This is a genomic window from Serratia sp. Je.1.23.a (assembly GCF_051129805.1).
In the GTDB taxonomy this organism is placed as follows: domain Bacteria; phylum Pseudomonadota; class Gammaproteobacteria; order Enterobacterales; family Enterobacteriaceae; genus Serratia; species Serratia liquefaciens.
The window spans coordinates 1-15,757 of sequence record NZ_JBCPSR010000012.1 but is presented as its reverse complement, the minus strand read 5'-3'; the positions used below and the strand labels follow the sequence as shown (position 1 = coordinate 15,757).

Genomic DNA, 15,757 nt, shown 5'->3' with positions numbered 1-15,757 from the left:
CATGAAATCATCACAGAATATCAGCTTGTCCCGCCGTCGCTTTCTGGCTCAGCTTGGCGGATTAACGGCCATTGGCATGATTGGTCCTTCGTTGTTAGTGCCCAAAAACGCACTGGCCCAGGGTGGCCTGCAAGAAGGCATACTGACCGGCTCCCACTGGGGGGCTATCCGTGCCACCGTGATGGACGGGCGGTTTATCGCCGCCAAGCCCTTTGAAATGGATAAATATCCCTCGAAAATGATTGCGGGCTTACCCGATCACGTTCATGGCACAGCACGCATCCGTTACCCGATGGTACGAATTGACTGGCTGCGCAAACGCCATTTGAGTGATACCACCCAGCGCGGCGACAACCGTTTTGTGCGGGTAAGTTGGGATGAAGCACTGAACCTGTTCTATCAAGAGCTTGAGCGGGTGCAGAACACCTACGGCCCGTCTGCTCTGCTATCCGGCACCGGTTGGCAATCGACCGGCATGTTCCACAATGCCGCGGGCATGCTGGCTCGGGCGCTGGCCCTGCACGGGGATTCTGTCGGTACCGGCGGTGACTATTCAACCGGTGCCGCTCAGGTGATTTTGCCGCGGGTCGTGGGATCAATGGAAGTATATGAACAGCAAACCTCCTGGCCGTTGGTGCTGAAAAACAGCAAAACGCTGGTGCTCTGGGGATCGGATCTGGTCAAAAATCAGCAGGCCAACTGGTGGTGCCCAGATCATGATGTCTATGAATATTACGCCGAACTAAAGGCCAAGGTGGCCAAAGGTGAAATCAACGTCGTCAGCATTGACCCTGTGGTGTCATCTACCCATGAGTTTTTAGGTCGCGAACATGTGCAGCATATAGCAATAAACCCGCAAACGGATGTGCCCTTGCAATTAGCGCTGGCGCACACGCTGTACAGCGAGAATCTGCACGATACCCACTTCCTCAAAACCTATTGCGTTGGCTTCGATCAGTTCCTCCCTTACTTGTTGGGCCAAACGGACAGCCAGCCCAAAGATGCCAAATGGGCGTCGGCGCTGTGTGGTATTGATGCCGAAATCATCCGGGCACTGGCTCGCCAAATGGCAGCCAACCGTACGCAAATCATTGCAGGCTGGTGTGTGCAACGCATGCAACACGGTGAACAATGGGCATGGATGACGGTAGTGGTGGCGGCGATGCTTGGCCAAATCGGCTTACCTGGCGGCGGATTCGGTTTTGGTTGGCACTACAACGGCGCAGGCACACCAAGCCGCAAAGGAGTGATCCTGAGCGGTTTCTCGGGATCCACCAACACACCGGCACGCTATGCCAAAGGGGATTTCAAAGGTTACAGCAGTACCATTCCGATCGCGCGCTTTATCGATGCCATGCTGGAGCCGGGCAAGGAGATCGATTGGAATGGCAAACGCGTCAAGCTGCCAATGCTGAAAATGTGCGTGTTTGCAGGCACCAATCCGTTCCATCGCCATCAGCAGGTTAACCGGATGATTGCCGGCTGGCAGAAACTGGAGACCGTGATTTCTATTGATAATCAGTGGACCTCAACCTGTCGTTTTGCCGATATCGTTCTGCCAGCCACCACGCAATTCGAACGCAACGATCTCGATCAGTTTGGCAACCACTCCAATCGCGGCATTATCGCGATGAAACAACTGGTGCCGCCGCAGTTTGAGGCACGCAATGACTTCGATATCCTGCGCGAACTTTGCAAACTGTTCGATCGCGAACGTGATTTCACCGAAGGCCTGGATGAAATGGGGTGGATCAAACGTATCTACCAGGACGGCGCACGCCAGGGCAAAGGACGCGGCGTGGCTTTGCCTGCATTCGATGAATTTTGGGATGGTGACGGCTACGTCGAGTTCCATCATCCCGAAATGTTCGTGCGTCACCAGGCGTTTCGTCAAGATCCGGACCTGGAGCCTTTAGGTACCCCAAGCGGTCTGATCGAGATTTACTCAAAGAGCATTGCCGATATGAATTATAAGAACTGCAAAGGTTACCCAATGTGGTTTGAAAAAGCAGAACGCTCACACGGCGGACCGCTTTCAGCGAGCTATCCACTGCATTTGCAGTCGGTGCATCCCGATTTCCGACTGCACTCACAGCTGTGTGAATCTGAAACCTTGCGTGCGCAGTACAGCGTCGCGGGCAAGGAGCCGGTATTTATCAGCCCACAGGACGCTATTGCTCGCGGCATCAATAATGGCGATGTTGTACGAGTATTTAACGCACGTGGCCAGGTTTTAGCCGGCGCTGTAGTTTCAGATCGCTATTCGCCGGGCGTGATCCGCATCCATGAAGGTGCCTGGTACGATCCTGAACGCGGTGGCGTGGCAGGCACACTGTGCAAATACGGTAATCCAAACGTGTTGACGTTGGACATCGGCTCATCCGAACTGGCTCAGGCGACCAGCGCCCATACGGCCCTCGTTGAGATTGAACGCTTTAATGGCAAAATCGAACCCGTTACCGCGTTTGATGGCCCGTTCGAAATGGTCGCTCGATGCGACTATGTATCGATGACGCCAGCAAACATGCCGCAGTAAGGAGAAGGCTCTATGCAAGATCAGGTTCCAGGGTTGGAAAGCCCGCATTACGCATGCCTCTATGCCTGGCTATCCGGCAGTTTCGCCCGCGAGCTGAGCGACGTGCAGATTGCAGAACTGACCAGCCCTGAGCTGGTTGCTTGGTTGGCGGTACTTGAACTCATCCCGGCGCTTACGACACCGGTAGTCCAGTTCAAACAGGCAGTCCAAACTCTGCAGCAGCGGCCCGATGCCCGGTTGGAACTGGCCGCCGACTTTGCCGGGCTGTTCTTAATGACGGAGAAATCCGCTGCGTTACCCTATTCCTCTTGTTATCAGTTGGAACCTTCGCGTTTTAAGCAGGAACCCAGCGCGCAAATGAAAGCGCTGTTGGCACAATCGGGCATGGCGGTGGCGAATTCCTTTGGCGAACCGGAAGACCATTTAGCTCTGGTTGTTGAACTGTTAAGTCACCTTAATTTCGCGTTAACAGAAGCTGGGGATGAACGCAGGGAGCTACTAGAGCTGCGTAGCGAAGCATTAGTGCATTGCATGAGTTGGCTGCCGGAGTTTACTCAACGCTGCAGCAGTAACGATAACTTTGGTTTCTATGCCGCGCTCAGCGGCTTACTGCTCGCACTAATGCGCCTTGATGCCAGCACGCCTATGCAGTAAATCACGACCCGGCCCTCATCATTGAGGGCCAACCGCGCCACCGCCGTCATCGGCCAGAAAGACGTTTCACAGATGCTGCTTTTCTTAATCGGGCGCAGTTAGCGCCTTATCATATCCACCCTAAATCTTTCTAAGGTTCCGTCACAATCAGCGATGCTGACGCATTAAATGCACCGGTGGCAATCTCGGTCGCCGTTTTGTTGGGATCGCGCAGCAGTGAGAATGTCAGCGTTGAAGTGGTGCTACCGTTAACCGACAGGTTAAAACTGTCATTATTACTCAGTGTCTTGCCATCTGCCGATACACTCACGCCCAGAGCACCGTTGCTTGTAGCAATCTGCGACGACGACCAGTTAGTCGGCGACATATTAAGCCTGACGTTGATGCCATGAGTGCCTGTCCCCATACAATTTACGGTTAAGGCTTTTTGTCTGTCATAAGCGCCCCCAGGCGAAGTGCCTATATCCATCCGCTCCACATTGCCAAATGCTACCTCAACCGGGTTTCCGCTATTAACATAACAAAGATTAGGAGGCGGGGGAGCATCTCCGGAACAGAGTGCGTAATCAGTGTTAGAGTAATAGTTATCTCCCCAAGAGAGCGCATCTCCAGTTCCTGCTGAGCGACGGACCCACGCGCTCACACAATATCCGTATCCCAGGTCAGGCACCGTGACGGCTGGCATACGAAATGTCCCAGTAGCCATAGAAACTGTTTCTATCCACGGGTGGATACCGTCTACCATATTGCTTCCGATATCCGTACTTTTCATACAATCACAATGACCAGCCAGCCCGCCGGGGCTTTATATTCATAAGAATATGTAGGCAGATGTTCCTATAAAAAAGACCCTTGAGGGCCTTTTTTATAGGAATTATTTGGTATTTAAAAATTAAAACGATGGTATATCGCAATGATATAAATTATTGTTGGGATAAAATCAAGGTAGCTGAAGCAGTGAAAGCACCTGTCGATATTTTTTCTGGTAATATACTTGCTGGACGTACCGGGGTAAAACTCAGTGTAGTAGTCGCACTGCCATTGACTCTTAAACTCTGGGTGCTGCCATTAGTCATAACATTCGTTCCCCAAAGGACGACTACACCTACATTGCTATTGCTGGTCTGAACCGCATCGCCGTTCCACGTAGCCGGAGAAGAATTCATCCGTATATTAAAGTTCACGGGAACGGAGCCGGTACATGAAATACCGAAAGATCTCTTTATTGTGTTATTCCCAGTCCCAGACGCTTTCAAATCCATACGTTCCACCTCACCAAAGCTGATATTGATGGGATCGCCGGTGCTCACAGAGCAGCTTGAGGTGTTAATTTCTATCTGATTCAATGCATAAAGGCGCCAGATATAACGTACTCTATTTGAGTTTTGATTTTGTCCTTGAATCAAGCCTATCTCTCCAAGATAATCACCTTTTTTGATATACAACTGCGAACCAACGCTTTTTAAGTTGAAGTACATTGAAACAGGTACTGCTTTCCTTGTTACACCTGCGCCTAACCATCCTATTTGCTCAAAAATTTTTATCTCAGGTGTCGGTAAGGCGTAATCCCGACCATATACTGTAATCCCACCAGCTAGATCATTAAAAATGGCCGGGTTTAACGAGACTTTGCCCGGGTCTACCCATAAATAATCGATCCAATTTGGATCGCGCACATCATTTTGACATGCAACTTGCCCATCCAAATTAACAATCGTATTTTTCCCTTCATGAAGTTTAGGCCCGACTATCACGTTGATATTCGAAACCCCACCAGACCACCCTAATTGCCCAGCAGGTCCAAAACAGGTAAATGCACTCGTGCTACCACTCCACAAAATGCAAACCAAAAAACCTACAAATGGAGATAATTTCCGCCCGCACCGGAAAGCGGGTTGCATACCATGGACAATGCTTTTCTCTGCCTGTGCTGTGATCATAATTGATTACCTGCCTGCTACACTTTAAGAATCCCTTGCCAGCCAGTGTGATGCTTTCAAAACCATCTTTCACTGGTACTCCGCCATCAGGGTGGCCGTAGCGCTGAAATTCTGCTCCGACAACTTCACCCCACTCTGCTGTACCGGTACTGCCTGCAGCATCGGCGGGCTGCCGTAGCTAATGGCAATCGGTTTATTAATCTGCATCGGTTTGCCGTCCTGTAAGATACGGATCCCCAGCCCATTCGCATTGGTCTGCAGCGCGGTGTCCTCAAACCCCGTGGGTATCCCCCGCACTGACAGCATTAACATCCAGGATGGGTCAACCTCATCGCAGCTCAGGGTATAGGGCACCGGCTGCATATAGCGTTGGCCATCCACCCGCTTGACCCCTACTTTTTCGAAGTACACGTCAATGTTCTGATCGTTGGCGATATGGCAAGGCTTCTTCTTTAATGTGCCGTGAAAGTTCACTCGTTTACTGTCGCCTGTTTGGGCCGCCTTCGCCGCGGTCATAATCGCGCTGTTCAAGAGGAGTACCACCGCCATAGAAAGTGCGGACATTTTGCCGCTAATCGGTAATCGTTTGGTTGTCATCCCAGGCATCCTTAGTTGTAAGCTACCTTGAGGGTGGCAGAGGCACTGAACTCCTGGCCGTTATTAAATTCGGCACCACTTTGCTTCACCAGAACCCCTTCCAGCTTTGGTGGTGAAGAGGGGTTAAGGTCATACCAACGTCCCGGCACCATAGGGTTGTTGTCCCGTAGCAGTTTGATACCCAAGCCTTTCGCATTGGTACTTAACAAGGTGCCGTCAAAATCCGCACCGGAGCCGTCCAGTTGCAATTGGATAGTTTTACCACCGGCATCTCCGGAACAAGAGATGTTGTAATTCAATGGTTGGCGATATTTGTCGCCGACAATTTCGCTGATAAATACATCGCCGTATTCCACAGTTATCGGGCTGCCACCCGCGAAATTACAGCGGCCATTGGCGACCACGGTTCCGGTGATATTGATTTTGACGTCGGTCGCATCCATTTTGGCCAACGTCGGCGGGGAGAAAAACAGACCGCCGGCTACCAGCAGCGCTCCCCCCAAGGTCAGGTGCAAGGCTCGGGTACATTTGGACAGGCATTCAGCCGACCATACCCTCTCCCACATTGCCTGTTTATTCATGAAGCTCCATCCTTAGTCATCAGTGAACCATCGCGCTCGCAACCCGATAAAGGGCAAAAAAATAATCGCCCTCATAAATTCAATAATTGAATTGTTTCGTATATTTTAAATAGGTATTTAACGAAAGACAGGGTGAGAAATCATGAAAAAAGAAAGAACACACCTGTTAAAGAATCATTAGAAAGGTGATTTATCGAAAAAAAAATAAAAAGTCGCACACACCCATTCACTTAAATAAAAACCCTACCCCTACTCAAAATCACCAGAAAATATTACATCACAGATAACCGCGAAAAAAGAAAATTATTCATAATGGCGTCAATTCACACGAATAAACCTGCAATAAAAGAAATAAATTAATATTGCGACGCCTTGCATCGCAGAGTTAACCTAAACAAGAGGAAAACGCTAAGTTAAGCGAGGATAGCGCTAACCTGGAACACAAAGCCTATAAATTTGAATTAATCCTCTAAAATCAGAGCAAAATGCCCACATGGCAGGCGGGATCGGTCGCCACTCGCCCCGGCAGCATGTCAACTGAAGTACTTAACCATCAGCACGGTACCCGAGGCTAACAAAATCACATTGATTAGCTTCATGAATTGCTCACGTGACATTTTCAAAGTGAAATGACGCCCCAGGGTAATCCCCACCAACATCCCCGGCAGCAGCACCAATGCCAGTAGCAATAAATCAATGTCCAGATAAACACCGGCAAAGGTGAAAATAACCACCCGCGTCAGCGTACTCATGCCGATAAGTGTGGTTTGAGTCATCCGGAAAGCCTCTTTCTTCTCAATACGACCGCTGAGATAGATGGCATAGATAAAGCCGCCGCTGCCGAATAATGCGCTGAAAATCCCGCCCACCAGGCCAAAAGGCACCGAAGCCTTGGGCGAAAATTGCCGATCGGGTTTTAAACCGCTGAGCGAATAGAGAGCATAGAGCACCACAAAAATACCCAACGCCAACAAGAGAATATCCGGCCGGGTTTTCAGCAGGATCGCCGCGCCCACAAGGCTGCCGATAATCATCAACGGGATCAGCCGTTTTAATTCTGCCCATTGTGCATTGCGACCATCACGGCTGACGTTAACAATGGCCGCGCACATGTCCAGCAGCGCCAGCAAAGGAACAATTTTCGCTACCGGAATATAAAGCGCCATCACCGGACTGGCGACCAACGCCGAGCCAAAACCGGCAATGCCGAAAATGACATAGGCCACCAGCAAGGTGGCGGCCAGTACCAGATAGCTTGAGAGCGTTAAGGTTTCTTGCATATCTATTTCCGCCTACTCCATTACCCTGAAGCGAGCTGCAGGCTAAAACCTAATACTTTAGTTGATAAACGGAGGAACGCTATTTCGCGCTTAAACCAGCAAGTTGCCGATCCTGTCGACGGCCGAACAGCAACAGTCCACATGCCGCCCCCAACAGGGCACAGAACATGTCAGACTGGGTATCCCATGGGTCGCCCTGTGTTCCCAGAAACTCATCGGCGCCTTGTCCCAACGCCAATGCGGCCCACCATTCGATCAGTTCATAAACAGCACTGATGGCCAGCGCAATGCAGCACACTACGAAACCCAACATTTTCCGGCCTGGACATAGCCCCCACGCAGCAGAATTTCCCGCGCCACCAGCGCTGGAACCAGCCCCTGGAAAAAGTGCCCGAGCTTGTCGTACGGGTTACGCCCCAACCCCAGCCATTCCTGCACATAAAACCCGGCAGGCACGCGCGCATAGCTATACATGCCACCAAAAATCAAAATTAACGCGTGGAGAAAAATCAGCTGATACAACAATGGAGTGAGCGGATAACGACGCCGGGTCAGCCACAATACTATCAGCGCTACCACAACCGGCATGACTTCCATCAGCCAGGTCACTCGATCATAAGGGTTAACACCGCTGTAAATCAGCAATAACGCGGCTGTTGGTAATAAATATCGGGCGGAGAAGATGAGCATGGCGAAGTTACCAAGGCTGTGAAAATTATTGGTTTATTATATCTCATAAAAAAAGCTGAAAGGCAGACACTGTTCTGCGACGCGCCTTGGTGTTGCCAAGCAGCGTTTTTGACCACATAGCCGTTGATGTTACTATATGAAGATCACTATGCCGCCGCACAGGCTCGGCCTGGCTGCATAACTAATAAGAGCGACGACGTTTAAGGACGACATTTGAGTATGGGAAGCACATTCGCTGTATGGCGGCTGATTGCCGTGTGCATAGTCTGTCTTGGGTTGATGGGCTGTGGTTCAGGGAAAAAGTCCAACACCTATGACCGCGATTACGATAGCCTGGCCAGAGGCAGCTATAGCGGCAGCACCTATACCGTTAAACGCGGTGATACTTTGTTCTATATTGCCTGGATCACTAATAGCGAAGTCAGCGAGCTGGCGCGACGCAACAAGATCCCCAAACCTTACAATCTCGAGATTGGCCAAAAGCTGGCGTTGAATAATACGACGGCGCAGAAAGGTAAAACGCGTAAAACGAAATCGACAGGCCAACTTGCAGCCGTTGCGCCACCGATCCGCAGCAGCATCAAATGCTGGCGTTGGCCAACGCAGGGCAATATCGTCAGCAAGTACTCTACCGCCGACGGTGGCAATAAAGGCATTGATATCGCCGGTAACCGCGGGCAGCCGGTATTTGCCGCAGCCAAAGGGCGAGTGGTGTACGTGGGGAACCAGCTGCGGGGCTACGGCAACCTGATTATGATCAAACACAATGACGAGTACATCAGCGCCTACGCTCATAACAACACCCTGCTGGTGCGCAACGCGCAAGAAGTGAAAGCCGGGCAGAAAATCGCCACCATGGGCAGCACAGGTACCGATAAGGTCATGCTGCACTTCCAAATACGCTATCGCGCTACCGCTCTGGATCCGCTGCGTTTCTTGCCACCGCAAGGTTCCGCACCTTCCTGTTAATTCCTCTGTGGAAAATGAACGAAAAAAACCCGCACAAGGCGGGTTTTTTCATAAGCAAGCGCAATAGCCGTTAAGACTCGTTGACCTGCTTTACCTTGCCGGACAAGAACGCTTGTTCGTAAGCCCGCGCCTTTTTGCTGTCGAACTGGTGCTCCCATTTCGCAACCACCAGTACCGCTAACGCATTACCCACCACGTTCAGCGCGGTACGCGCCATATCCAGAATACGGTCAACCCCGGCGATAAACGCCAGACCTTCCAACGGGATCCCGACGCTGCCCAGCGTCGCCAACAGCACCACAAAGGAAACGCCCGGCACGCCGGCAATGCCCTTAGAGGTCAGCATCAGCGTCACCACCAGGACAATCTCCTGCCCCAGGGACAGCTCAATACCGTACAGCTGCGCAATAAAGATGGCGGCGATGCTCTGATACAGCGTCGAGCCGTCCAGATTAAAAGAATAACCCGTCGGCACCACAAAACTGGTGATCGCCTTCGGTGCGCCGTAGGCTTCCATTTTTTCAATGATGCGCGGCAGTACCGTTTCTGAACTGGCTGTGGAGAAGGCCAGGATCAGTTCATCCTTCAAAATACGAATCAACGTCCAGATACGCAGATTGCAGATGCGGGCAACGGCACCCAGCACCACCAAAGCGAAAAAGGCGATCGCGAAGTAAACCAGCGCCACCAATTTGGCCAAAGGCAACAACGAGGCGAAGCCGAAGTTGGCGACCGTCACTGAAATCAGACCAAATACCCCGATCGGTGCATAGCGCATGATCATATGAGTGACTTTGAACATGCTTTCGGAAACGGCTTTAAACACCTTCAACAAAGGCTCTTTGGTTTCTTTCGGCAATGACGACAGGCCAAGACCAAAGAGTACCGAGAAGAAGATAATCGGCAGCATGTCGCCCTTCGCCATCGAAGCGAAGATGTTCGACGGGATCAGCGACAGGATAGTGGCAACCAGGCTATGCGAGCCCGTTTGTACTTGCTCCGTGGTTTTTTCATACTGCGAGATATCTACCGCGGTCAGCGTCGACATGTCGATGCCGTGACCGGGTTGAAAAACATTAGCTAGCGTCAGCCCCACCACGATGGCGATAGTGGTGATCACTTCGAAGTAAATAATGGTTTTCAATCCGAGCTGACCCAACTTCTTCGCATCCCCTACCCCGGCGATACCGACAACCAGTGTAGATATAACGATCGGCACGACAATCATCTTAATCAGGCGAATGAATATATCTCCCGCCGGACTAAGAATATTACTGACTAACCACTCTCTTGATTCTGTCTGATTATGAAGCACCGCTCCAACGATAATACCCAGCGCTAACGCAATAAGAATCTGCCACGCAAGACTGATTTTTACACTTTTCATACCCAAAAAGTCCTCAAAGACTCTTTTCTGCATATTTAAGGCCATACACCGAAAAGAATACTTAATCATTTAATACAGGCTTATGTTGATGACAAAGCAGCGTTCACCTGCCCTTAGTGCGACGCTATTTAAATCTGTACCATCTGAACGGCATGCTCTGCAAGCCTTGTTTTACCTACGCTTTGTGTAAAATATAATCAGCAATGAATTCAATATTTAATTTAATCACGCATAATTTATTGTTATTAAAAGCATAATTTTATGCGCTGAGCACGACTTAAGAGCCAGAGACTTTGCTTTTCAAACCGCGTAAAAGTGCGTTTATTTTCGTTAATCTTGCATATTTAGTCCGATGTCGATGTTTTTATTTTGTTAAAATAAAGTTTTAGAAATGAAAATAAAAAGGCATCGATGAATGCATTAACCCATCTATTTATTGGGATATTTCCTATGTATTTCTCTTATTAGTAAGGTCGACTGACAGCTCCGCTATTAATATCGACATAGAATATTAAAGGCCAGCGATGTTCCGAAAAGATTTAAATGAGATTTTTAACCACCGTGTTTTACATTATCTAATAGTGATAAAAGGCGGACATATGTGCGGATTGGTTATTCTTTTTGGTTCTTTAGATAGCGTTTTCTGGTGAAAACTTGGTATTTGACCGTTTTTTCCTGCCAAGCAGATAGATGCCTCACACAAATAGGGCAGAACTATTACAAATCAATATCTTCGTTGCGTGATCTGCCGCGCAAAAAAGAAACAAAGAATCGGAGCAAACTATACTTAACCTTCAGTTGACATATCATTAACAACTTCAAGGAGAAAAGCTATGAGCCAAGTGCATAAACACGCTATTCCTTCTGCAATTGCAGAACACGCCCTGATCAGTCCGACACAATATCAACAATATTATCAACAATCTGTGCAAGACCCAGAAACGTTCTGGGGCGAGCAGGGGAAAATTCTCGACTGGATAAAGCCTTATAGCCGGGTAAAAAACACCTCGTTTGATCCAGGCCATATCAGCATTCGCTGGTTTGAAGACGGTACCCTGAACCTGGCGGCCAACTGCCTCGATCGCCACCTGGCCGAACGTGGTGACCAAACCGCCATCATCTGGGAAGGTGACGATCCCACCCAGTCAAAAAAAGTGACCTACAAACAACTGCACCACGATGTCTGCCAGTTCGCCAACGTGCTGAAAAAGCTGGGCGTTAAAAAAGGCGACGTCGTGGCTATCTATATGCCGATGGTACCGGAAGCCGCGGTGGCCATGCTGGCCTGCGCCCGCATCGGGGCCGTGCATTCGGTCATCTTTGGCGGTTTCTCACCGGAAGCGGTCGCCGGACGCATTATCGATTCCAACTCAAAACTGGTTATTACCGCTGACGAAGGCCTGCGTGCCGGACGTGCCGTACCCTTGAAGAAAAACGTCGATGATGCGCTGAAGAATCCTGGTGTGAAAAGCGTCGCCAACGTTGTGGTGTTCCAGCGCACCGGCAAACCGGGCTATTGGCAGGAAGGCCGCGATCTGTGGTGGCATGAGCTGACCGAAGGCGTCTCAGCCGACTGCCCGCCGGAAGAGATGAATGCGGAAGATCCGCTGTTTATCCTTTATACCTCAGGGTCAACCGGTAAACCCAAGGGTGTGCTGCACACCACTGGCGGCTACCTGGTTTATGCCGCCCTGACCTTTAAGTACGTGTTCGATTACCACGATGGCGACGTGTACTGGTGTACCGCGGACGTCGGCTGGGTCACCGGCCACAGCTATCTGCTGTACGGCCCACTGGCCTGTGGCGCCATTACCCTGATGTTTGAAGGTGTGCCTAACTACCCTGGCGTTAACCGTCTGTCACAGGTGATCGACAAGCATCAGGTCAATATTCTGTACACCGCGCCCACCGCCATTCGTGCCCTGATGGCTGAAGGCGACAAAGCGATCGAAGGCACCAAACGCGACTCGCTGCGTATCATGGGATCGGTGGGTGAGCCAATCAATCCTGAAGCCTGGGAGTGGTATTACAATAAAATCGGCAACGGCAAATGCCCCATCGTAGACACCTGGTGGCAGACCGAAACCGGCGGCTTTATGATCACCCCACTACCAGGCGCCACCGAGCTGAAAGCTGGCTCGGCAACGCGTCCGTTCTTCGGCGTACAGCCGGCGCTGGTCGATAATGTCGGCACGCCGCAAGAAGGTGCCTGCGAAGGCAATCTGGTGATCACCGACTCCTGGCCTGGCCAGGCGCGAACCCTGTTCGGCGATCACGATCGCTTCGAGCAAACCTACTTCTCCACCTTTAAAGGCATGTATTTCAGCGGTGACGGCGCTCGCCGTGACGAAGACGGATACTACTGGATCACTGGCCGCGTCGACGACGTACTGAACGTGTCCGGCCACCGTCTGGGCACCGCCGAAATCGAATCCGCCCTGGTCTCTCACCCGAAAATCGCCGAAGCGGCGGTAGTCGGCATTCCGCATAACATTAAAGGCCAGGCAATTTACGCCTATATCACGCTCAATCACGGCGAGGAACCTTCGCCTGAGCTTTATACCGAAGTCCGCAACTGGGTACGTAAAGAAATAGGGCCGATCGCTACCCCGGACGTGCTGCACTGGACAGATTCCCTGCCCAAAACGCGCTCCGGCAAGATCATGCGTCGTATCTTGCGCAAAATTGCCGCCGGCGATACCAGCAACCTGGGGGATACCTCAACGCTGGCGGATCCGGCCGTAGTCGACAAGCTGTTGGAAGAAAAACAATCAATGAAAGTGCCGTCATAATTTACGCCGCCTCTGGCCGATAGGCGGGAAGATAACCCAATGATCGGCTTCAAGCGCGGCGTATTCGTTCAATACCTACTGGAGACACTCTGATGAATGACACCATTTATCAAGGGATTGAGGAAAACCCGCGCTTTATCGAGCTGGTGCGAAAACGCAGCCGATTTGCCTGGCTGCTGTCGCTGATTACACTGGCGCTCTACGTTGGCTTTATTTTATTGATCGCCTTCGATCCTCAGTGGTTGGGCACCCCGATCGCCGCAGGATCTACTATTACCCGCGGGATCCCGGTAGGCGTTGGCCTGATCGTGATCTCTTTTGTGCTCACCGGGATCTACGTATTCCGCGCCAACGGCGAATTCGATCGCCTGACTGCAGAAATCCTGCGTGAGGTGAAGAAATGAAGCGTTTACTGTCCGCCGCCGCTCTGATGATGCTACCGGGCCTGGCCTTTGCCGATGCCATTGGCGGTGAAGTGAAGCGCCAACCGTTGAACATTCAGGCCATCGTCATGTTCATCCTGTTTGTCGGCGCCACGCTGTATATCACCTATTGGGCCTCAAAACGCACTCGCTCACGTCAGGACTATTACACCGCCGGCGGGAAAATTACCGGTCTGCAGAACGGTCTGGCGATTGCCGGCGATTTTATGTCAGCGGCCTCTTTCCTGGGTATTTCTGCCCTGGTGTATACCTCCGGCTATGACGGACTGATTTACTCCATCGGTTTCCTGATCGGTTGGCCGATCATTTTGTTCCTGATTGCAGAACGCCTGCGTAACCTGGGCCGTTACACCTTTGCCGACGTGGCTTCCTACCGGTTAAAACAAAAGCCAATCCGTACGCTCTCCGCCTGTGGCTCTCTGGTGGTGGTCGCACTGTATCTGATAGCCCAAATGGTCGGTGCCGGCAAGCTGATTCAGCTGCTGTTCGGCCTCAATTACCACGTGGCGGTCATTCTGGTCGGTATTCTGATGGTGCTGTACGTCTTGTTCGGCGGGATGTTGGCCACCACCTGGGTGCAGATTATCAAGGCGGTGCTGTTACTGGCCGGCGCCAGCTTTATGGCGTTGATGGTGATGAAATCGGTCAATTTCGACTTCAACACCCTGTTTGCCGAAGCCGTGAAGGTGCATCCAAAAGGCCTCGCCATCATGAGCCCAGGCGGTTTGGTCTCCGACCCTATTTCTGCGCTCTCCCTGGGGTTGGCACTGATGTTCGGTACCGCTGGTCTGCCACATATTCTGATGCGTTTCTTTACCGTGAGCGACGCTAAAGAGGCCCGCAAGAGCGTGTTCTACGCCACCGGTTTTATCGGTTACTTCTATATCCTGACCTTTATTATCGGCTTCGGGGCCATCTTGTTGGTCAGCCCTAACCCGGCGTTCAAAGATGCCACCGGGGCGCTGCTGGGCGGTACCAATATGGCAGCGGTGCATTTAGCCAACGCCGTGGGCGGCAACTTCTTCCTCGGCTTTATCTCTGCTGTCGCCTTTGCCACCATTTTGGCCGTAGTCGCAGGCCTGACGTTGGCGGGTGCTTCAGCGGTATCTCACGATTTGTACGCCAGCGTGATTAAAAACGGCAAAGCGACTGAGCGTGACGAACTGCGGGTCTCCAAGATTACCGTGGTGATCCTGGGTATCGTGGCGATAGCTCTGGGGATTTTGTTTGAGAAACAGAATATCGCCTTTATGGTCGGCTTGGCTTTCTCTATCGCTGCCAGCTGTAACTTCCCGATTATTATTCTTTCGATGTATTGGTCACGTCTGACAACCCGTGGTGCCATGATCGGCGGATGGTTAGGTCTGCTCACTGCGGTGATCCTGATGATCCTCGGCCCGACGATTTGGGTGCAGATTTTGGGGCACGAGAAACCTATCTATCCGTATGAATATCCGGCGCTGTTCTCGATGATTGTCGCGTTCGTTGGCACCTGGCTATTCTCGATTACCGACAGCTCTTTGGCAGGGCAACAAGAGCGTGAGCGCTTCCGTTCTCAATTTGTACGTTCACAAACTGGGCTGGGGATCTCCCAGGGCAGTTCGCACTAAACGAATAATAAGTGAAAAAAGCAAACACACCCTAATCAAAGGCCCTTCGGGGCCTTTTCTCTTGGATAAAGATGATTAACGGTGTTGCTGGAAAAGGGATTTGACGACGAGGAATACAAGACCCAGCCTGGCTGCGCCTTTTTTCTTTCGCACATAGCAAAAAGGCCATCCTTGCGGATGGCCTCTTGGCTTAATTGATGCCTGGCAGTGTCCTACTCTCGCATGGGGAGACCCCACACTACCATCGGCGCTACGGCGTTTCACTTCTGAGTTCGGCA

Annotated in this window: 12 protein-coding genes, 1 rRNA gene and 1 pseudogene; 6 read left to right on the top strand and 8 right to left on the bottom strand. The window is 51.2% G+C overall.

The window, feature by feature from the left end; genetic code table 11:
• Position 1: 1 nt before the first annotated feature.
• Positions 2–2,536, top strand: coding sequence for a trimethylamine-N-oxide reductase TorA (gene torA / locus AAZT04_RS25090; RefSeq protein ID WP_434682212.1), 2,535 nt, complete (start codon positions 2–4; stop codon positions 2,534–2,536).
• 12 nt (positions 2,537–2,548) lie between these two features.
• Positions 2,549–3,190 carry a molecular chaperone TorD gene (gene torD, locus AAZT04_RS25085; protein WP_434682210.1) on the top strand — a complete coding sequence of 214 codons (642 nt, stop codon included), beginning with the start codon at positions 2,549–2,551 and terminating at the stop codon, positions 3,188–3,190.
• Positions 3,191–3,320: 130 nt separating this feature from the next.
• On the opposite strand, the gene AAZT04_RS25080 is transcribed toward torD, so the two are convergent.
• From AAZT04_RS25080 to AAZT04_RS25055, 6 genes and pseudogenes are all read right to left on the bottom strand, one after another.
• The gene (locus tag AAZT04_RS25080; protein WP_434682240.1) at positions 3,321–3,875 is read right to left on the bottom strand and encodes a fimbrial protein; all 555 of its coding nucleotides are present in this window, start codon (positions 3,873–3,875) and stop codon (positions 3,321–3,323) included.
• A 238-nt stretch (positions 3,876–4,113) separates the two neighbouring features.
• Positions 4,114–5,130 carry a fimbrial protein gene (locus AAZT04_RS25075; RefSeq protein WP_261104403.1) on the bottom strand — a complete coding sequence of 339 codons (1,017 nt, stop codon included), beginning with the start codon at positions 5,128–5,130 and terminating at the stop codon, positions 4,114–4,116.
• Between the two features lie 69 nt (positions 5,131–5,199).
• Complete coding sequence (locus AAZT04_RS25070) at positions 5,200–5,727, bottom strand: fimbrial protein (protein WP_165366454.1); 528 nt, start codon at positions 5,725–5,727, stop codon at positions 5,200–5,202.
• Between the two features lie 11 nt (positions 5,728–5,738).
• The gene (locus AAZT04_RS25065) at positions 5,739–6,308 is read right to left on the bottom strand and encodes a fimbrial protein (protein ID WP_261104404.1); all 570 of its coding nucleotides are present in this window, start codon (positions 6,306–6,308) and stop codon (positions 5,739–5,741) included.
• A 533-nt stretch (positions 6,309–6,841) separates the two neighbouring features.
• Positions 6,842–7,588, bottom strand: a complete 747-nt coding sequence (locus AAZT04_RS25060; RefSeq protein WP_129941259.1) for a sulfite exporter TauE/SafE family protein — start codon at positions 7,586–7,588, stop codon at positions 6,842–6,844.
• 79 nt (positions 7,589–7,667) lie between these two features.
• A pseudogene (locus AAZT04_RS25055) lies at positions 7,668–8,278 on the bottom strand (DUF2238 domain-containing protein).
• A gap of 219 nt (positions 8,279–8,497) precedes the next feature.
• Here AAZT04_RS25055 and actS point away from each other — a divergent pair.
• On the top strand, positions 8,498–9,247 hold the full coding sequence (gene actS / locus AAZT04_RS25050) for an amidase activator ActS (RefSeq protein ID WP_041414127.1): 750 nt from the start codon (positions 8,498–8,500) through the stop codon (positions 9,245–9,247).
• A 70-nt stretch (positions 9,248–9,317) separates the two neighbouring features.
• Here actS and gltP read toward each other — a convergent pair whose 3' ends face one another.
• Positions 9,318–10,634: a glutamate/aspartate:proton symporter GltP gene (gltP, locus tag AAZT04_RS25045; RefSeq protein WP_041414125.1), complete on the bottom strand. Its 1,317-nt coding sequence runs from the start codon at positions 10,632–10,634 to the stop codon at positions 9,318–9,320.
• Between the two features lie 833 nt (positions 10,635–11,467).
• Between gltP and acs the strand changes: the two genes are divergently transcribed.
• From acs to actP, 3 genes are all read left to right on the top strand, one after another.
• Positions 11,468–13,426 carry an acetate--CoA ligase gene (gene acs / locus AAZT04_RS25040; protein ID WP_020824860.1) on the top strand — a complete coding sequence of 653 codons (1,959 nt, stop codon included), beginning with the start codon at positions 11,468–11,470 and terminating at the stop codon, positions 13,424–13,426.
• Positions 13,427–13,518: 92 nt separating this feature from the next.
• A complete protein-coding gene (locus AAZT04_RS25035) occupies positions 13,519–13,830 on the top strand; it encodes a DUF485 domain-containing protein (protein WP_020824859.1) in 312 nt (103 codons plus the stop codon).
• Positions 13,827–15,479, top strand: a complete 1,653-nt coding sequence (gene actP / locus AAZT04_RS25030) for a cation/acetate symporter ActP (RefSeq protein ID WP_434682200.1) — start codon at positions 13,827–13,829, stop codon at positions 15,477–15,479. Before AAZT04_RS25035 ends, actP begins: the two co-directional genes overlap by 4 nt.
• A 199-nt stretch (positions 15,480–15,678) precedes the next feature.
• Here the strand turns inward: actP and rrf are convergent.
• Positions 15,679–15,757 (bottom strand): 5S ribosomal RNA (gene rrf / locus AAZT04_RS25025); the annotation flags it as partial.